The sequence below is a fragment of the Martelella sp. K41-7 genome (assembly GCF_055808365.1).
This window is the reverse complement of sequence record NZ_CM147867.1, coordinates 460,507-478,285: the sequence shown is the minus strand read 5'-3', so window position 1 is coordinate 478,285 and position 17,779 is coordinate 460,507. Positions and strand designations below refer to the sequence as shown.

The following is a 17,779-nucleotide window of genomic DNA, read 5'->3' as shown; positions in this document are numbered from 1 at the left end:
GGCTGCACGCTGCACAGAAGCCTGACCAAACCGGAGGCGGGCGTCAGAACGTTCCCTTCAGCCCTTGTGTGAGCTTTGCGATTTCGTTCACCTTCGAAAGCGGCTCAGGGCGCCCGAGGAGAAATCCCTGCAGTTCAGGACAGCCCATATGCCGGAGCGCAACCAACTGGCTTTCATCTTCCACACCTTCGGCTGTGACTGACAGGTTAAGCTCCCTGCCGATTGCCAGGATTGCGCGAATGATCGCAACGGAACGGGCATCGGAGGCAAGGCTGGAGACAAAACTACGATCAATCTTGATGCGATCGAACGGCATGCGCTGGATGCTGGACATCGACGATGTACCGGCACCAAAGTCGTCCAGCGCCAGCAGGACGCCAATTCTCTTCAGCGCAGAGAAGGTTTCTGTGATGATTTCTGTGGCACCGATAAGCGCGGATTCCTTGATCTCCAACTCGAGGCGTTCTGGCGCAAGCCCTGAGACGCGAAGTGCCTGCCGAACCATTTCAACGAGACGTCCATCCTCAAGCTGCGCTGATGAGATGTTGACGGATACGCGCACATTTTCCGGCCACATCACGGCATCGCGGCATGCCGTTTCCAGAATCCAGGTGCCGAGCTTGCGAATCATGCCGATCCTTTCGGCAACAGGGATGAAAACATCCGGCGAGATCTCACCTCTTTCGGGATGGTTCCAACGGGCGAGCGCCTCATAGCCGACAACAGCCGAATCCACCCCGCCGCACAAGGGCTGGTAGGCGAGTGAGAGATCTCCGCGTAAAATCGCCCCGCGAAGCTCCTTTTCGATATCCCATTGCGGCCACGCGGGTTTACCGGCGGGATGATCGAAACGAAGATAGCCGCCGCCACCCGAACGCTTGACCGCGTAGAGCGCCATGTCAGCACTGTGATACAGCTCCTCTTCACCCGCGGCATCATCAGGATAAAGCGCAATGCCGATGGATGCAGAGATAAAGATCCGCATCTTGCCGATCACAATGGGTTTTTCAAAGGCCCGCAGGAGACGCTCCGCCAGCGCGAAAGCGCCGTTCGGCTGCTGGATACCCGCTTGTATGATGCAGAACTCATCGCCGCCGGTTCGCGCAACCGTATCGCCGGAGCGGACATGGCCGGACATGCGTCGGGCGGCCACCCGCAAGAGTTCGTCGCCCGCAACATGACCATGCTGGTCGTTGACTTGCTTGAAGCCATCGAGATCCAGAAGCAAAAGGCCAACCTTGGCATCAGAGCGGCTGGAGGCGGCGATAACCTCGGCGAGCTTGACGGTGAGGCGGTTGCGGTTCGAAAGCCCCGTTAGCGGATCATGCTCGGCGAGATAGGCGGCCCTCGCCTCGGCTTCCCGGATATTGGTTACATCCGACAATATGGCCAGGATGAACGATTGCCTCCCCTCGTTGGTGTCGAGTTCAACAAGCCGTTTTCGCGTAACGATGACGTGGACATCACCTTTGGCGTCAGTGACAACCTCTTCGTTCTCGTTCGGCTCTCCCGTCTCGAATACCCGGTCATCAACCTTCCAGAAGACGGCCCTCTGGTCATCCGGCAACTGTTCGTCCAAGGACCCGAGCAGCATCTCCCGCGTCCGTCCGAAAAAAACACAGGCGGCATCGTTCGCCACCACGATCCGGTGCCTGCGATCCTTGATCAGAACAGGCAACGGCACGGCATTTAAAACCGACTCGAGATTTTCAACGGTGGCGCTGATAGACGTTTTCGAAAACATATGCGATCTCCGGGATGTCTCTCGTCGACAAATCTGTCTTCAATCTGCTTCCGTTGGGCTTGCCTGCCCCGCAGAATGGAGGCACGGCACCCGCCGCCACACCACTAAAACCACCACGGACCGAACCAAACCCGGCTTTGCCGTTTGACCGTTTTCCGACCCAATCCCAACAGAACAGCGGAAAGCGGTCAAAATACAGCACATCCTGAAATTTCACCAGAAACATGGTTCACGTTCTGGCTGTAAGCGCGGTCCGAGGCCATAGGATGCTTCAGGACCAATGGCCAGAGCAACCAGTTGCACGTCAAATCAATAAGTCGGCCACGAGTGGTCGAGATAGATCGCCTGGTCGGCTGTCATCCACAACCGGCAACCGGCATAGACCGGCCCGGCAATGGTTCCGCCCTGATACTGGTTGGCTTCGAATTCGCAGGTCGCGTCTCTGAAATTGATCCAGACACGCTGCATGTCGCGCAGGCTTTCGGCAATCTCTCCATTTGCGCGCGGATCATCTACAGCCTCGGCATCGGCCGCTTTGGCGCGCGCCTGAAGCTCGCGGTAGGTCCGGTTCAGCCAGCTATCCCAGAACTTGGTTTCAAGCGCTGAGCACTCCTGCAGGCCGATGGTGGTGGAACCGTAGTCCGATGCGTTCTGGCAAGCTTGCGCAGAGACACCGGCGCAGGCGCGCATCTCAACTTCGGTTTCTGCGAGATTTACACATTGCGACACTAGATCATCCGAGTAGATCACCTCGTCCTCGGCCAATGCGGGTGACGCTATCAGCACCGCCGCGACCGTCAAAGCTTTTGCAATCTGCATGTTTCTCTCCCTGATGCGTTGTTTTCCGTATCTTTCGCGATCCCAGCCATGCCGTTTCCAGCACCACCCTGCCTCAGACCTCAGCCTGTCAGGCTGAAACAGGTCAACACCGCCGCATAGTGCACGGCTGCGGCGGCAACCACAAACCCGTGCCAGATCGCGTTCTGGAACCGCAACCGCTCCCAGATGTGAAATAGCACACCGGCCGAATAAATCACGCCGCCAATTACGATGAGAATACAAGTCGTGAGCGGCAGCAAGGGGAAAAGCGGCCTAGCGACGAGAATGCCACTCCAGCCCATGGCCAGATAGAGCAGGATGGCCAGCCGGTCATACCGCCCCGGCCAGAACACTTTCAGCGCAATGCCGAGTGCTGCGATCACCCAAACGCCGACGAGAAGCGACATGATGACAGGATCGGCAAGGCCCCGCTGAAGAAACGGCGTGTAGGTGGCGGCGATGAGGATGAAGATCGCACTGTGATCGAGCCGCTTCCAGATGGCCTTGCTGCGACCGGCCTTCGGCGGCCACAAATTGTAGGAAAACGAGATCGAGAGCGTCAGAATCAGCCCAGCGGAATAGATAGCTGCGGCGACAATCTGAGCTGCGCTCGTCCAGACCACGGCATAAAAAATCAGCACAGTCGCTCCAATGAGCGCCATCACGACGCCGATACCATGGACAATGCCATCAGCAATCAGTTCGGGAAGATCGTATGGGCTGTCGCGACGTGCGAATTGCTTCATACGAGTGCCAGGCTCCGCGTTTTTCGAGCATAACATGCGATACCGCTGCCGGGTTCTGGATAACACCGGCTACGCATCTAGCCTAACCTCAAAATGCGATCAGCGAAAGACCGCACGGCGATGTGCAGTCTTTCGCCGACCGATATCGAGCCGTGAGACAGCTCTAGCCCAGTGCGGCCGCGCATGTTTTGCAGAACGGCGTATAAGGCACGGCTTCAAGCCTTTCCTCCGCGATATCGTTGCCACATTTAACACAGACACCGAAAGTGCCATCCGCGACGCGCTGCAACGCAGCATCGATAGCCTTCATTTCATCCGAGCCAACATGGCCGAACTCCTCCAGCACTTCGTCGTTTTCGGCCTCGGCGGCCTGCTCCTGACTGTCAGGGTTGCGGGTCCGGCCGAGATCGGTATCGATCTTCTGAAGCCGTGTCAGTATCTCGGCCTTGCGGGCTTCCAGCAGAGCCTTGTAGTGCATCGTGTCCATGGTTTCATCCCTTCTTGCACCTGCCCGGCGCTGAGGTCAGCGACGAACGAGAACGGAACAGGCGGCGTGGCGAACCACGCGATCGGCTGTCGAGCCGATCAGGTAATTCGAGAAATCAGGCCGATGCGAGGCCACCAGGATCAAATCGGCCTGATATGCCTTGGCACAGGCCAAGATTTCACGTGCCGGCGGACCAGTGCGCAGTTCGATTTCCGCATCCACCCCGGCCCGGGACCTGAGTTCCTGAAGCTTGTCGCGCGCATCCTCAACGGCGCTATCCAGCAAATCCACCGGCACATCGATTGCCAGATAGGATGGGATTTCCTCGACCACATGCAGCAACACAATCTGGCCGGCCGGGTCGAGCAACTCACTGGCTTTGCTCAGAATGTCGAGCCCCTTGTCGAGCACGGAAATATCAACCGGCACGATGATTTTCTTAAACATTGCTTCCTCCTTTCCCGGTCCCGCAATTAGGCGAAATCCCGCCTTTCGGCGCATTTGCAGCGGCCCGGGTCATTGACTTGTTGCCCCGACAGTCCCCCCGCGCGCGGTCGCCCGCATTGATCAAGGTCAATTCCATGATTGACGTTTGTTAATTTCCTGTCAGCAACGCAACCCTCAAGTAACAAGTTTAATATACGCTATTGCGTATCTTCATAATAATACATATCTATAAATGAATTGTCACTGTCTGGGAGCGGCAGTGATTGAGGATCCGGCCTTCGCCATATACGCGTTCGGGCAGATCCGGTCCTTTAAGGGAGGAAGATATGGCACACATAGTGGTACTGGGAGCAGGTCTTGGTGGCACCATTGTCGCTTATGAACTGCGCGAGAAGCTCGGCCGGGAGCACACGGTCACCGTCGTCAACAAAGGATCTGTCTATTCGTTTGTGCCGTCAAACCCCTGGGTGGCGGTGGGCTGGCGCACGGAAGAAGAGGTTCAGGTGGATCTGGCGCCGGTGTTTGCAAAACGGAACATCACATTGAGGCCAGAAGGGGCGGAAAAGCTGCATCCGTCTGAAAACCGGATTGAACTGACCGATGGCAGCGCGGTCGACTACGACTATCTGGTGATCGCAACCGGCCCGGAGCTGGCTTTTGATGAAATCGAGGGCTTCGGTCCCGGCTCCGGGTTTTCGCAGTCGGTCTGCGAAACAGGCCATGCAGCGCAAACAAAATCGGCCTTCGACGCGCTCGTCGAAAATCCGGGACCAGTGGTCATCGGCGCCGTTCAGGGGGCCTCATGCTTCGGCCCGGCCTACGAGTTCGCGTTCATTCTCGACAAGGCGCTCCGTGACGCCAAGGTGCGCGACCGCGTCCCCATGACATTCGTGACCCCAGAACCTTATATCGGCCATCTCGGCCTCGACGGCGTTGGCGACACCAAGGGACTGATGGAAAGCGAACTGCGCGAGCGTCACATCAAGTGGATCACAAACGCCCGCGTCGACCACATGACAGCGGATAGCGTCATTGCCGAAGAAATCGCCGAAGACGGCGCTGTCAAGGAACGCCACGAATTGCCGGCGCAATTCAAGATGATGCTGCCCGCCTTCCGCGGTGTCTCAGCCATTCGCGGGATCGAGGGGCTGACCAATCCGCGCGGCTTCGTTCCCATCGACAAGCATCAGCAGAACCCGACCTTCGAAAACATCTTCGCCATCGGCGTCTGTGTCGCGATTGCGCCGACCGGCAAGACAGCCGTGCCCGTTGGCGTGCCGAAAACCGGCTTCATGATCGAATCCATGGCGACGGCGACGGTCGCCAATATCGAACGCCTGATTGCCGGTGAAAAACCGAATGTTCAGGCCACATGGAACGCCGTCTGCCTGGCCGATTTCGGCGATGGAGGCGTGGCCTTCGTGGCCCAGCCGCAAATCCCGCCGCGCAATGTCAACTGGGCATCCGAAGGCCGCTGGGTGCATGCGGCCAAGGTTGGCTTCGAGAAATATTTTCTGCGCAAGGTGAGAAGCGGCGTCAGCGAGCCGTTCTACGAGAAGCTCGCGTTGCAGGCGCTGAGGATCGACAAACTGAAGGCTGTGACCTTCGACTAAACGTGTGATGTGCGGCCGCGCGGAAACGCTCCACCGGCCGCACGCTCTTACGGATAGAGATAGTATCTGTCCCACGCGGAGCGCGGGATTTCGGCCCCGATCCGGAAGCTGAAATCCTTGACCTTGAGCGCGGTGTCGTCGGTCGCGCAATGATAGGCCAGATGATACCAGTGCTGACGTGAACGGAACACGGCTCCTCCGGCATCAATCGTATGCCCCTTAACCACGGGCGGTTCGAACGTATACGCAATCACCTTGTCCGGGGTCATATCCTTGCGCGCGGCGTCAATCCGGGACAGCGCCTCGACATCGCAGCGCTGCTCAAGTTCCTCTTCCGGATCCAGCCGCTGAAGCTCGGCGGCGACGCGCTTGTTGATCGCAAAGGCCGACGAACCGGCCATGAGGACAAGGGCGGCGACCAGAACAGGTTTGAACACGATGACTCTCCCGATTAAAACGTAACAACATAACTCGGGTATGCACAAACCTGTTGGTTGTAGCAAGTCTGCAGACACATGCTTGATGTCCTCCGGCCGCCGCCTTATCTTCCGGCGACCTGAAAACAAAAAGGCTCGCCACAGTGACTGAGTTCAAGAACCTCCCCACCCCGCCGAAAGCCGCAGCGAAACCCGTGACAGACACCCGTCACGGCAAGATCCGCACCGATGAATATGCCTGGCTGCGTGCGGAAAACTGGCAGGCCATGTTCAGGGATCCGTCTATTCTGGAAGGCGACATCCGCAGCCATCTGGAGGCGGAAAACACCTATATGAAAGCCGCAATGGCCGATACGGAAGCGTTTCAGAAGACGCTCTTCGCCGAGATGCGCGGCCGCATCAAGGAAGACGACAGCTCCGTGCCGATGAAGAACGGGGCCTATGCCTACGGCATCGCCTACCGCACCGGCGGCGAGCAGCCCTATTTCTTCCGCATCCCGCGCGACGGCGATCTGCATGATCCGGATCTGCGGACCGTTCTGCTCGAGGGCGACAAGGAAGGCGACGGCAAGGCCTATTTTGATCTCGGCGGGTTCTTCCACACCACCGACCACGCCTACGCGCTGTGGAGCTACGACGACAAGGGCTCGGAATTCTATACCATCAAGGTCCGTAACCTTGATGGTGGTCATGATCTGGATGACGTGATCGAAAACACCGGCGGCGGCGGCGTCTGGGCACCGGACGGTAAGAGCTTTTTCTACACCGAAGTCGACGACAACCATCGCCCTTCCAAGGTCTACCATCATGTCCTCGGCACGACGCAGAGCGAAGACCGGCTGGTCTACGAGGAAGCCGATCCCGGCTTTTTCGTCGGCATCGGCGGCTCGCTGCTGGATGATTTCATCTTCATTGATATCCATGATCACCAGACCTCGGAAGTCCACATCATCCCGACGACCGATCTGAAGGCCAAACCAAAGCTGATCGCGAAACGCGAAACCATGGTCGATTATGACGTCACCGAGGGCGGCGATGTCTTCTACATCCTGACCAATGACGGCGGGGCGAAAGACTTCAAGATCGTCGAAGCACCGGCGTCGGCGCCGGGCAAGGAAAACTGGAAGGAGGTCGTGCCTCACCAACAGGGACGACTGATCCTCTCCCACATGGCATTTGCCGGACATCTGATCTGGCTGGAGCGTTTCGCCGGCCTGCCCCGCATCGTCATCCGCGACCGCAACACCGGCGAGGAACATGCGATAGCCTTCGATGAGGAAGCCTATGCGCTCGGCCTTCAGGGCGCGAAGGAATACGAGGCGACCACGATCCGCTTTTCCTATTCCTCGATGACGACGCCAGGCCAGCTCTACGACTACAACATGGCAACCCGGGAGCGCAGCCTTCTGAAAACCCGGGAAGTGCCCTCAGGCCACAATCCAGACGACTATGTCACCCGCCGCATCCAGGCGAGAGCGGAAGATGGTGAACTCGTACCGGTCAGCCTCCTCTACCGCAAGAATACGCCGCTTGATAGCTCGGCTCCCTGCCTGCTTTATGGCTACGGCGCCTACGGCACTTCGATAACGGCATCGTTTTCCACCAATTGCCTGTCGCTGGTCGATCGCGGCTTCATCTATGCCATCGCCCATATCCGCGGCGGCAAGGACAAGGGTTTTGCCTGGTATGAAGACGGCAAGATGTTTTCCAAGAAAAACACTTTTTCCGACTTCATCGCCGCTGCCGATGCGCTGGTGTCAGAAAACTTCACCGCATACGGCAATATCGTCGCCGAGGGCGGTTCCGCTGGCGGCATGCTGATGGGAGCAGTTGCCAACATGGCACCGGAGAAATTCTCCGGCATCATCGCCGCCGTGCCTTTTGTGGACGTGCTCAACACGATGCTGGACGACACCCTGCCACTGACCCCGCCCGAATGGCCGGAATGGGGCAATCCGATCGCCTCGGAGGCCTCTTACGACTATATCGCCAGCTACAGCCCCTACGACAACGTGGCAGAAAAGCCCTACCCCGCAATCCTTGCTCTCGCCGGCCTTACAGATCCGCGGGTCACCTATTGGGAGCCGGCGAAATGGGTGGCACGGCTGCGCGATAACACCACCGGCACCGCCCCCATTCTGCTCAGAACAAATATGGATGCAGGCCATGGCGGCGCATCCGGGCGTTTCCAGCGGCTTGAGGAAATTGCGCTCGAATATGCCTTCGCGCTGAAGGTTTCGGACAAGGCTGAAAGCTGAACCGGGAGAACGACGATGACCGTCTTCATTGGACTTTTGAGGGCGGTCAATGTCGGCGGCACCGGCAAGCTCACCATGGCCGACCTGAAGGCACTTTGCCTGAAGGTCGGATTCGAGGATGTCGCAACCTACATCCAGAGCGGCAATGTCGTGTTCTCGAGCCAACTTGGCGCAGCCCAGGCCGCAGCCTTGCTCAACACAACGCTGGAAACGCATATGGGCAAGGCACCGGGCGTATTCCTGCGCACCCATGACGAGCTTTCCGCCCTCCTCGCCGTCTGCCCCTTTTCAAAACAACCAGGCAACAAGGTCAGCGTCGTCTTCTTCGATGAGGCCTTCGATCCGGCCTTGCTGGAAACCATGACGGCACCCGCCGGCGAACAAGCCGCCGTCATCGGCCGCGAGGTCCATATTCATTATCCAGACGGCATGGGCCGTTCGAAACTGAAGCTTTCCGGGCTTTCAAGCGGAACCGCGCGCAACCTCAACACGTTGCGCAAGCTCGAGACCATGGCAGGTGCTTTGGTTGCCGGGTGAGCGCTATTGCCTTAGTGATACCAGCCTGAACCGTCAGGTGACACGACACAAACGGACCTGCTGGCGGTTGTGATCGGTCTGGCAGAGTCCGCCTTGACAGAAAGAGCGCCATGAAACTTCAGTTGTCCCGGCGGTTATGGGTAATGTCGCAGGTGATGCGGCAATTGTGGTTCGTTGCCGCGATCTATTGTGTCGCCGGCATTGCAACGGCGCTGATCGGCATTCTTTTAAACCCCTACATCCCCGAAGGCCTGGGCGAAACCATCGGCGTCGATTCTGTCGGCTCGCTGCTGTCCATCATCGCCTCCAGCATGCTGACCGTTCTGATTTTCTCGCTCAACACCGTGGTGCAGGCGTCATCTGCTGCGGCCAACAGCGCAACACCACGCGCGGTCGGAACCTTGCTTCAGGACAGGACGGCCCAATCCGCGCTTTCGACCTTTCTCGGCTCGTTCATCTTCAGCCTGGTCGGGCTGATCGCGCTCAACACCAATCTCTATGGCACCGGCGGTCGGCTTGTGCTTTTTGTCGCGACGCTTGCTGTCATCGTGCTGATCATCGGCATTCTGCTGCGCTGGATCAATTATCTCGGACGCCTCGGCAAGGTCAGCCGCACCCTTCAGCAGGTCGAGGATCAGGCGATCACCTCGATGCGCAACTACCGAGCCGAACCGTTTCTGGGCGGGACACAGTTTGACGGAAACATGCCCGGAGGCCTTCAGCTCATTGATCCTCCGCAGACAGGCTATATTTGCTTTGTCGACATGGCAGCCCTCAATACCGTTTCCCGCAAACTAAACGCCGATATCTATGTTCTGGAACGCCCCGGCGCTTTTGTGGCGCCCGGACGGCATATTGCCGGCATCAGGCTTCCGCAGGACAGCAAGGTTGCGGATCAGCAGATCGTTTCTGAGATTGCCAGGGCATTTACCATCGGCCATGAGCGCAACTACACGCAGGATCCGCTCTACGGCCTGACGGTGATGTCGCAGATCGCCCTTCGTGCGCTGTCGTCTGCCGTCAACGACCCCGGAACAGCAATTGACGTCACCACGCATCTGGTGCGGATCATGGAGGCCGGAGAGATGCCGGACCAAGGCCGTGAACCGCGCTATCCGCACGTCCATGTTCCGGCGATCTTGGCGGAAGAGTTCTTCGACGCCGCCTTCACCTCCATGTCGCGCGACGGCGCGGGCATGGCCGAGGTGATCATCCACCTGCTTCATGCGTGCCGCGCGCTCGGTCACACGGCGATCCCGGATTTTTCGGAAATGTCACACAAGTTCGCCACGCTGACCGTAGCAAGAGCCCTCGAAACCCTGCGTTTTCAATCGGATATAGAACGTATCGAACGAGCGGCCGGCAGCAGGAACACAAGCTCGCCTGTCTCCTTCCGGAAAAACACCTCGGAACAATAGCCCTCCTCTCACGTTACCGAAAAGGCAGCGCTCCATGCTCATCGGCGTATGCGCTGACCATACCGGGGCGGCGGGGACGTATTTTTTAGAGCTTAACTTTTTCAATTTCGACCACCCACCCGGAAACACGCCCAAATTTCGGGAGAAATTTCATTATGATAGTGCTTACAACACTAATCTTCGCGCTCATCGGCCTGTTTCTGGGCGGTGGCGGCATCTGGCTGATCGTGCTGGGCGGCAGCTGGTTTTATCTCATCGCCGGCGTCGCGTTTCTGGCGACTGCCTTTTTAATAATCACCCGCAATCCGCTGACCTACTGGGTCTATGGCGCAACCATCCTGGTGACGCTTGCATGGGCGTTGCTCGAGGTTGGCCTCGATTGGTGGCAACTCGGCACCCGTGGCGGACTGGTTGTGCTTCTCGGCCTATGGATGTTCCTGCCATGGGTCCGGCGCCCGATCCTGCGCGACCAGTATGGCTTTCCCGAACAAAAATCCGCCGCCCGCGCTGGCGCCTGGCCGCTTGCCGGGGCCGTAGCACTATCGATTGTCGTGGCGGCAATCTCGCTGTTTACCGATCCGCACGCGATCAGCGGGTCGCTTCCCGGCGTCCGTAACGCCGACGCCTCGGTGACCGAGCGCGTGCCTGCCGATGAATGGCATGCCTATGGCCGCTCTGAACGCGGCCAGCGTTATTCGCCGCTTGACCAGATCAACACGGAAAATGTCGGTGATCTGGAGCTTGCCTGGCAGATCCAGACCGGCGACATGAAGGGCGTGAACGACGTTGTCGAAACGACCTATGAGAACACGCCTCTGATGGTGGATGACACGCTTTATGTCTGTACGCCGCACAGCTGGGCCATGGCCTTTGACGCGAAGACCGGCGAGCAGAAATGGAAGTTCGATCCGGAGGTTCCCGTAGACGGTAACCGCCAGCACCAGACCTGCCGTGGTGTCACCTATTATGATGACCCGGATATCGCCGCGGGTGGGCGCTGCAGCACGCGTGTCTACCTGCCGACCTCGGACGCCCGCCTTATTGCGCTTAACGCCGAAGATGGCACGGTCTGCGAGGATTTTGCAGATAACGGCACGCTGAATCTCGAAACCAACATGCCCTACAAGACGCAGGGCTATTATTATTCGACCTCGGCGCCCCTTGCGATTGCCGGCAAGATTATTGTTGGCGGTTCGGTCAACGACAATTACTCGACGCAGAGCCCGTCGGGCGTCATCCGCGCCTACGATATCGACACCGGCGAACTGGTCTGGAACTTCGATACCGGCAATCCGGACCAGACCGAACCGCTTGGCCCGGATGAAACCTATACCAAGAACTCGCCGAACAGCTGGACGGTGATGTCCGGCGACAGCGATCTGGGACTGATCTATGTGCCGTTCGGCAACAGGGTGCCCGACCAGATCGGCCTCAACCGATCACCATCGGAAGAGAAATATTCCTCTTCCGTCACCGCGCTCAACGCCGAGACCGGCGAACCGGCATGGGTGTTTCAAGGCGTCCATCACGACCTTTGGGACATGGATGCACCTGCCCAGCCTCCGCTTCTTGACCTGACGATTGACGGCGAGACCGTGCCGGCACTGGTGATGCCGACGAAGCAGGGCGAGGTGTTCGTGCTGAACCGCGAGACCGGTGAGCCTATCCTGCCGGTGACCGAAGTTCCGGCCCCGCAGGACGGTGGTCTCGAAGGCGAAAACCTGTCGCCGACCCAGCCTGTTTCTGCGCTTTCCTTCAACCCGCCCAAGCTGACCGGCAAAGATATGTGGGGCGCCTCGCTGCTTGATCAGCTCGCCTGCCGGATCAAGCTGAAACAGTATAACTACGAAGGCCGTTACACGCCGCCGTCGGTCAACGGTACCATCGTCTATCCCGGCAATTTCGGTACACTGAACTGGGGCTCCGTCGCCGTCGATCCCGAGCGTCAGGTGATGTTCGCAATGCCGGTTTACATGGCCTACACCTCCACGCTGGTGCCGAAGACTGATCCGGGTGCGCCGACGCAAGGCATCAATTCCAACAACGGCTCGCCCTACGCTGTGGCCTTCACCACGCTGCTCGGCCCGCTCGGCATCCCCTGCCAGGCGCCGCCATGGGGCTATGTCGCAGGTGCTGATCTGACGACCGGCGAGATCGTGTGGAAACACAAAAACGGCACGATCCAGGACATGAACCCGCTGGGACTGAAGATCAAGATGGGCGTTCCCGGCATTGGCGGCCCGATCATCACCAAGGGCGGCGTCGCCTTCCTTGGTGCGGCGATGGACAACTACCTGCGCGGCTATGACCTGACCACCGGCAAACAGCTCTGGGAAGCCCGCCTTCCCGCAGGCGGACAAGCCACGCCAATGACCTATGAGATCTCGGACGGCACACAATATGTGTTGATCGTCGCTGGCGGCCACGGCTCCGTCGGTACCAAGACAGGCGATTATATTCTCGCCTACAAGCTGCCGGAGAGCTGACTCCGGCACGCGACAAAGACCGGTGAAAAGGCGCCTGTTCGGCGCCTTTTCTGCTTTTGAGTCCAATAATGCGTGGTGCCGGAAAATGCACTCATTAAAGTGACGATTATTGACTTTCATCACAGAAAGGTATTTACAACCCACGAACCCGCCAGCCCGCCGCGGCATTCCTGCCGCGCTTCTCATTTGCGGATGACTGGTCCCGTAGTTCATCAAAAGACCTTTTTAATGAAAACCGTGAATACGCTGACCATGGCGGTCGGGCTGGCCTGCATTACTGCGCTGGCTCCGCTTGCAACCGACATGTATCTGCCTGCCCTCCCCCTGATCGCCGCAGACCTTTCGACAACCGATGGTGCGATCTCCTACTCGGTCATGACCTTTTTTGCCGGTTTCACTGTCGGACAGCTGTTCTACGGCCCAATTTCCGACCGGACCGGTCGCAAACCGATGGTCTATATCGCGCTTGCCCTGTTCATCCTCGGTTCGCTTGGAACCATGCTGTCGCAGTCCGTCAACTCAATGCTGGTCTGGCGCCTCATACAGGGGCTCGGAGGCTCCGTCGGCATGGTGACCTCGATGGCCATGGTGCGCGACCTCTATACCGGTGAGACCGCCGCTAAACTGCTGGCAATCATCATGATGATCACCGGACTTGCGCCGATTGTCGCCCCGATTGTCGGCAGCCTGATCATTCTTTTATCGGGATGGCGGGTCATCTTCGCCTTCTTCGCCGCCTTCGGTCTGTTTTCCCTGATCTACATCCGCTTTGCCGTACCCGAAACGCGCATGGAAGAACTGCGCCGACACAGCCGGCCTGGACACGCCCTCATCCACTACGCCAGACTCCTGAAAAGTCCGCATTTCATACCCTTTGCAGGCACGCTTGCGCTCGCTCAGGGCGGTTTCTTCGCCTATATCGGCGGCTCGTCTTCGATTTTCATCAATCTCAAGGGCCTTTCGCCGCAAATGTTCTCGGTCGCCTTCGGCCTCAATGCCATCGGCATGGCCATCGGTGCCCAGGGCGGCGCCCGCCTGATCGGCGCCTTGGGCGCACGCAATGTCGCGCGCATCGGTGCTTCGGCCTATGCGCTTTCGCTGATCGTCCTGTTAGGCATCGAGCTGACAATCGGCGCTGAGCTCTGGGTGATGATGGGGCTGTTGTTTGTCGCCATGACGGCTTTGGGCGCGATCCTGACCAATTGCAACATGCTGGCCATGGATGCCCACGGGCAGATCGCCGGCGTTGCCGCCGCACTTACGGGTGCTCTCGGTTTCGGTCTGGGCGCTTTGGGAACTGGGCTTGTCAGCGCATTTGCAGATGGTACGGCCATTCCGCTTTTTGTCATCATGGCGGGGTTCGGGTCGCTGGCAGCAATTGTGGCACTTACCGGGTTCGGAAACGACACGCTGCACCCGAGACCGCACGCAAGGCACGAATAAAAACCGGAACGCACCGGAAACCGTATTTGTTCCGCGCCGACATCCCCCTATTTTTGGGATTTTCAGGTTGTCGGCGGCGGCCTTCATCCCTATGTATTTGGCAATAGCCAATTACCTATTCGGCTGCCAAAAGGAGTATTGAAGATGGCTTTTGAACTTCCAGAACTGCCTTACGCTTACGACGCGCTCGCCCCCTACATGTCGGCTGAGACGCTCGAGTTTCACCACGACAAGCACCACAACACCTATGTGACCACCGGCAACAAGCTGGCGGAAGAAGCCGGTCTCGGCAACCTTCCGGTGGAAGAAGTCATGGTCAAGGCATACGGTTCCAACCAGCCGCTCTTCAACAATGCCGCGCAGCACTTCAACCACATGCACTTCTGGAAGTGGATGAAGAAGGACGGCGGCGGCACCAAGCTTCCGGGCGCGCTCGAAAGCGCGATTCTCGTCCGATCTCGGCGGCTTTGACAAGTTCAAGTCCGATTTCATTGCCGCTGGTGTCGGCCAGTTCGGCTCCGGCTGGGCATGGCTCGCCGTCAAGGATGGCAAGCTTGAAATCATGAAGACCCCGAACGGCGAAAACCCGGTCGTTCATGGCGCCAAGCCGATCCTCGGCGTCGACGTGTGGGAGCATTCCTACTACATCGACTACCGCAATGCGCGTCCGAAATACCTCGAAGCCTTCGTCGACAATATGATCAATTGGGATTACGTCGCCGAACTCTATGAAGGCGCCACGAAGTAAGTTTTGCCATTACGGATATGAAGAAACCCGGCCTCTGCGCCGGGTTTTTTATGCTCTGCTTGTATGACCCCGCAGTCCTCTCTGCGAAGAACCCGTTGCTCAGACGCCGGAGTTGATCAGGTCTCTTATCTTTACGGCCTTTTCAAAATGATCGAGTTTATGGGTTTTAATCCACCACTCTGCAGCTTCCATGAGAAGTTCGGGATCGTCATTTTTATTCGCGAAGAAAGCATAGAACGAAAGACCGACCGTTTCGCCTTTCCGGGCTATTTTTTCGTCACAGATGGCCTTCGCCTTGTCGCGCAGACTTGCCCGCATGGATATCTCACTTCCGTCATTGGCACTTAATCGGATGCAAATTTGTGAAGCGGTCCGTGCAAACCGCTCACCTTTAACGACGGGCTTCGCTCAGCTGCGGCAGCACCCGTGAAACCGTACGCTCGATCACATCCACCATCACCATAGTCTGGTGATCCACTTCGATATTGAGCCGGTCGCCGGCCTTGTAGCGGGCAAACGTGGTCTGGCGAATGGTTTCGGGGATCAGGTTGATGGTGAACAGCATATCGTCAACTTCAGCCACCGTCAGGCTGCAGCCGTTAACGGCAAGATAGCCACGCGGAAAGATGTATTTCGCCCAATCCTCAGGCACCCGGAAGCGAATGAATGCCCTTTCTTCAGCCGTCGAGATTTCCTCCAGCACCGCTGTCGTTGCCACATGGCCGGCGATAGCGTGGCCGCCGTTTTCATCCGTCATCTTGGCCGAGCGTTCGACATTGACGTTCTGGCCCGTTTGAAGCGCGCCGAGATTGGTGCGCTCAAGCGTGGCGGTCATGGCGTCAAAGGTGACATTGCTGCCGGAAATACCGGTGACAGAAAGACAGGTGCCCTCGATATTGACGCTGGCGCCAAGCTTCAGGTCGGCAAGGAGATCATCGGTGAGGTCGAGGGTGAAGGTTTTGCCGCCGGGATAGGCGCTGACATCAGCGAGCGGACGGACGGCCTGGACAATGCCTGTATACATGAACTCTGCCACCTTCTTCTGGGTATTGGCGTCGGCGATGGCGGCAATATGGTCGGAGAGCCTTATGAAGACAAGTGCGGCCAGTCGAGACGCTGTGTGTTACATTTTGGGCGGCAGCGAAAAGGCGTTTTCCAGCGCGATCGAAACCCATTCGTCGAATACCGGATCGGGAAGGTCATCGGCGTCGAGATAGTAGAACCCGGACATCTTCCGCCCACCGTGGATCATCGGCTCCGGCTTGCCGAGGCTGACGGCCGCATCGGCATTGTTCTTGCCGATGCGGAACAGAAAGCGCCCCTCGCCGGCCTTGCTGCGGCTAGCGGCCACGATCATGTGACCATTGACGAGGAAACAGAGCCCGCCGAACATCTTCTTTTCGCTGACACCTTCGAGGCCTTCAAGCCTGTGGCGCAGCCGGGCCGCCAGTTCCTCGTCGATCGCCATCTCATGCCCCGTTCACGAAATCCTTGAACGCATCGGCATAATCGGGATGCCAGCGCGACAGCGGCGGGCGGTTTTCGACGATGTCGCCCATGGCCCAGGTCATCCGTTTCTCGTCGGTTTCCCGATCCACTTCACCATCAGGGCAGAGAATATAAAAATCACCGGCGGCAAGGCTTTGCAGCATGAAATCGACCGTCTGCTCCGGCGTCCATGCGCCCTCCGGTTTCTCGGTACGTCCGCCCGCCGTCAACGGGGTGAAGACGAAGCCGGGGATGAGGAGATGCGCCTCGACCTTGCAGTTCTCCCGGTTCCTCAGATCATGCTGAAGCGCTTCGGTAAACGCCTTCACACCGGCCTTAGAGACATTATAGGCCGGATTGCCGGGTGGCGTGGTGATACCCTGTTTCGAACCTGTATTGATGATCAGTGCCGGTTCGCCATGTGAAGCCATGCCAGGAGTAAAGATACGCGTGCCGTTGATGACGCCCAGAAGATTGACGTCGATGATCCTTTCCCAGGGCATCTGCTTGCCAAAAATTTCAGTGCTTGGCTGGATGCCGGCATTGTTCATCAGAACATTGACCTTGCCGAAAGCCTGAACCGCCGCGCATTCGAGTTCTTCCAATGCCGACAGATCTGAGACATCGGCAGCATGGATCAACGCCTTCACGCCCTTCTTTTCGGCAAGAACGGCAAGCTCGGCGCCTGCGGCCTTCAGCTTTTCGCTCTTCATATCGGCGATCATCACATTCATGCCGAGACCGATGAACGCTTTCGCGGCAGCAAATCCGATACCCGAGGCGCCGCCGGTAATCACGGCGGAATTGCCCTCTTTCAACGCGGGGTGCGACGCTTTCTTCTGGCTCATGGTCTTCCTCCCATTGTCGTTGGCGGCTTTCACGCCGGCAACGGATCGCAACCGCTCAATGGAGCGGATGGTCCTTTTCTTTCGCACACACCGGTCACAGCCGAAGCGCGCGCTTGTCCTCAACAGACTGTTTTCGAGTTGAAGTGCCCTGTCAATCTGCAAATTCACATGAGACACGCGGGAAAGTCGCAGCAGACACGGGTTTTTCTTGCGTGGCGCGGCAAAGCCGCTAAAACGGCAACAAACATGCCAAAAAACAG

The 17,779-nt window shown here is 58.2% G+C and carries 17 protein-coding genes and 1 pseudogene; 7 read left to right on the top strand and 11 right to left on the bottom strand.

The window, feature by feature from the left end; all coding sequences use genetic code 11:
- Nucleotides 1-43: 43 nt before the first annotated feature.
- From AC0L7L_RS02295 to AC0L7L_RS02270, 6 genes are all read right to left on the bottom strand, one after another.
- Complete coding sequence (locus AC0L7L_RS02295; protein ID WP_473511643.1) at nt 44-1,744, bottom strand: putative bifunctional diguanylate cyclase/phosphodiesterase; 1,701 nt, start codon at nt 1,742-1,744, stop codon at nt 44-46.
- Nucleotides 1,710-1,970 carry a hypothetical protein gene (locus tag AC0L7L_RS02290; protein ID WP_272210050.1) on the bottom strand — a complete coding sequence of 87 codons (261 nt, stop codon included), beginning with the start codon at nt 1,968-1,970 and terminating at the stop codon, nt 1,710-1,712. The genes AC0L7L_RS02295 and AC0L7L_RS02290 overlap by 35 nt, the downstream gene beginning before the upstream one ends.
- Nucleotides 1,971-2,053: 83 nt before the next feature.
- A complete protein-coding gene (locus tag AC0L7L_RS02285) occupies nt 2,054-2,563 on the bottom strand; it encodes a lysozyme inhibitor LprI family protein (RefSeq protein WP_272210049.1) in 510 nt (169 codons plus the stop codon).
- Between the two features lie 80 nt (nt 2,564-2,643).
- A complete protein-coding gene (gene trhA / locus AC0L7L_RS02280; protein ID WP_473511636.1) occupies nt 2,644-3,309 on the bottom strand; it encodes a PAQR family membrane homeostasis protein TrhA in 666 nt (221 codons plus the stop codon).
- A 163-nt stretch (nt 3,310-3,472) separates the two neighbouring features.
- On the bottom strand, nt 3,473-3,796 hold the full coding sequence (locus AC0L7L_RS02275) for a TraR/DksA family transcriptional regulator (protein WP_272210047.1): 324 nt from the start codon (nt 3,794-3,796) through the stop codon (nt 3,473-3,475).
- Between the two features lie 36 nt (nt 3,797-3,832).
- On the bottom strand, nt 3,833-4,243 hold the full coding sequence (locus tag AC0L7L_RS02270; RefSeq protein WP_272210046.1) for a universal stress protein: 411 nt from the start codon (nt 4,241-4,243) through the stop codon (nt 3,833-3,835).
- A 326-nt stretch (nt 4,244-4,569) separates the two neighbouring features.
- On the opposite strand from AC0L7L_RS02270, the gene AC0L7L_RS02265 reads away from it, so the two are divergent.
- Nucleotides 4,570-5,856, top strand: coding sequence for an NAD(P)/FAD-dependent oxidoreductase (locus AC0L7L_RS02265; protein ID WP_473511631.1), 1,287 nt, complete (start codon nt 4,570-4,572; stop codon nt 5,854-5,856).
- Between the two features lie 47 nt (nt 5,857-5,903).
- Here AC0L7L_RS02265 and AC0L7L_RS02260 read toward each other — a convergent pair whose 3' ends face one another.
- On the bottom strand, nt 5,904-6,293 hold the full coding sequence (locus AC0L7L_RS02260) for a DUF930 domain-containing protein (RefSeq protein WP_272210043.1): 390 nt from the start codon (nt 6,291-6,293) through the stop codon (nt 5,904-5,906).
- Nucleotides 6,294-6,436: 143 nt separating this feature from the next.
- On the opposite strand from AC0L7L_RS02260, the gene AC0L7L_RS02255 reads away from it, so the two are divergent.
- The 6 genes and pseudogenes from AC0L7L_RS02255 (at nt 6,437) to AC0L7L_RS02230 (ending at nt 15,183) form a co-directional block, all read left to right on the top strand.
- The gene (locus AC0L7L_RS02255) at nt 6,437-8,551 is read left to right on the top strand and encodes a S9 family peptidase (RefSeq protein WP_473511627.1); all 2,115 of its coding nucleotides are present in this window, start codon (nt 6,437-6,439) and stop codon (nt 8,549-8,551) included.
- 15 nt (nt 8,552-8,566) lie between these two features.
- Nucleotides 8,567-9,088: a DUF1697 domain-containing protein gene (locus AC0L7L_RS02250; protein WP_272210042.1), complete on the top strand. Its 522-nt coding sequence runs from the start codon at nt 8,567-8,569 to the stop codon at nt 9,086-9,088.
- Between the two features lie 110 nt (nt 9,089-9,198).
- On the top strand, nt 9,199-10,506 hold the full coding sequence (locus tag AC0L7L_RS02245) for a DUF2254 domain-containing protein (protein WP_473511622.1): 1,308 nt from the start codon (nt 9,199-9,201) through the stop codon (nt 10,504-10,506).
- Between the two features lie 152 nt (nt 10,507-10,658).
- The gene (locus AC0L7L_RS02240) at nt 10,659-12,992 is read left to right on the top strand and encodes a glucose/quinate/shikimate family membrane-bound PQQ-dependent dehydrogenase (RefSeq protein WP_473513737.1); all 2,334 of its coding nucleotides are present in this window, start codon (nt 10,659-10,661) and stop codon (nt 12,990-12,992) included.
- A gap of 228 nt (nt 12,993-13,220) precedes the next feature.
- Entirely contained in the window at nt 13,221-14,435 is a 1,215-nt protein-coding gene (locus AC0L7L_RS02235) for a multidrug effflux MFS transporter (protein WP_473511620.1), read from the top strand.
- A 144-nt stretch (nt 14,436-14,579) separates the two neighbouring features.
- A pseudogene (locus AC0L7L_RS02230) lies at nt 14,580-15,183 on the top strand (superoxide dismutase).
- A gap of 99 nt (nt 15,184-15,282) precedes the next feature.
- On the opposite strand, the gene AC0L7L_RS02225 reads toward AC0L7L_RS02230, so the two are convergent.
- The 4 genes from AC0L7L_RS02225 to AC0L7L_RS02210 form a co-directional block, all read right to left on the bottom strand.
- A complete protein-coding gene (locus AC0L7L_RS02225; RefSeq protein WP_272210036.1) occupies nt 15,283-15,501 on the bottom strand; it encodes a DUF6500 family protein in 219 nt (72 codons plus the stop codon).
- 73 nt (nt 15,502-15,574) lie between these two features.
- On the bottom strand, nt 15,575-16,207 hold the full coding sequence (locus AC0L7L_RS02220) for a riboflavin synthase subunit alpha (RefSeq protein WP_272210035.1): 633 nt from the start codon (nt 16,205-16,207) through the stop codon (nt 15,575-15,577).
- Between the two features lie 99 nt (nt 16,208-16,306).
- Nucleotides 16,307-16,651, bottom strand: a complete 345-nt coding sequence (locus AC0L7L_RS02215) for a TfoX/Sxy family protein (RefSeq protein ID WP_272210034.1) — start codon at nt 16,649-16,651, stop codon at nt 16,307-16,309.
- A gap of 1 nt (nt 16,652) precedes the next feature.
- Nucleotides 16,653-17,519 carry an SDR family NAD(P)-dependent oxidoreductase gene (locus AC0L7L_RS02210; protein WP_272210033.1) on the bottom strand — a complete coding sequence of 289 codons (867 nt, stop codon included), beginning with the start codon at nt 17,517-17,519 and terminating at the stop codon, nt 16,653-16,655.
- Nucleotides 17,520-17,779: the final 260 nt, after the last annotated feature.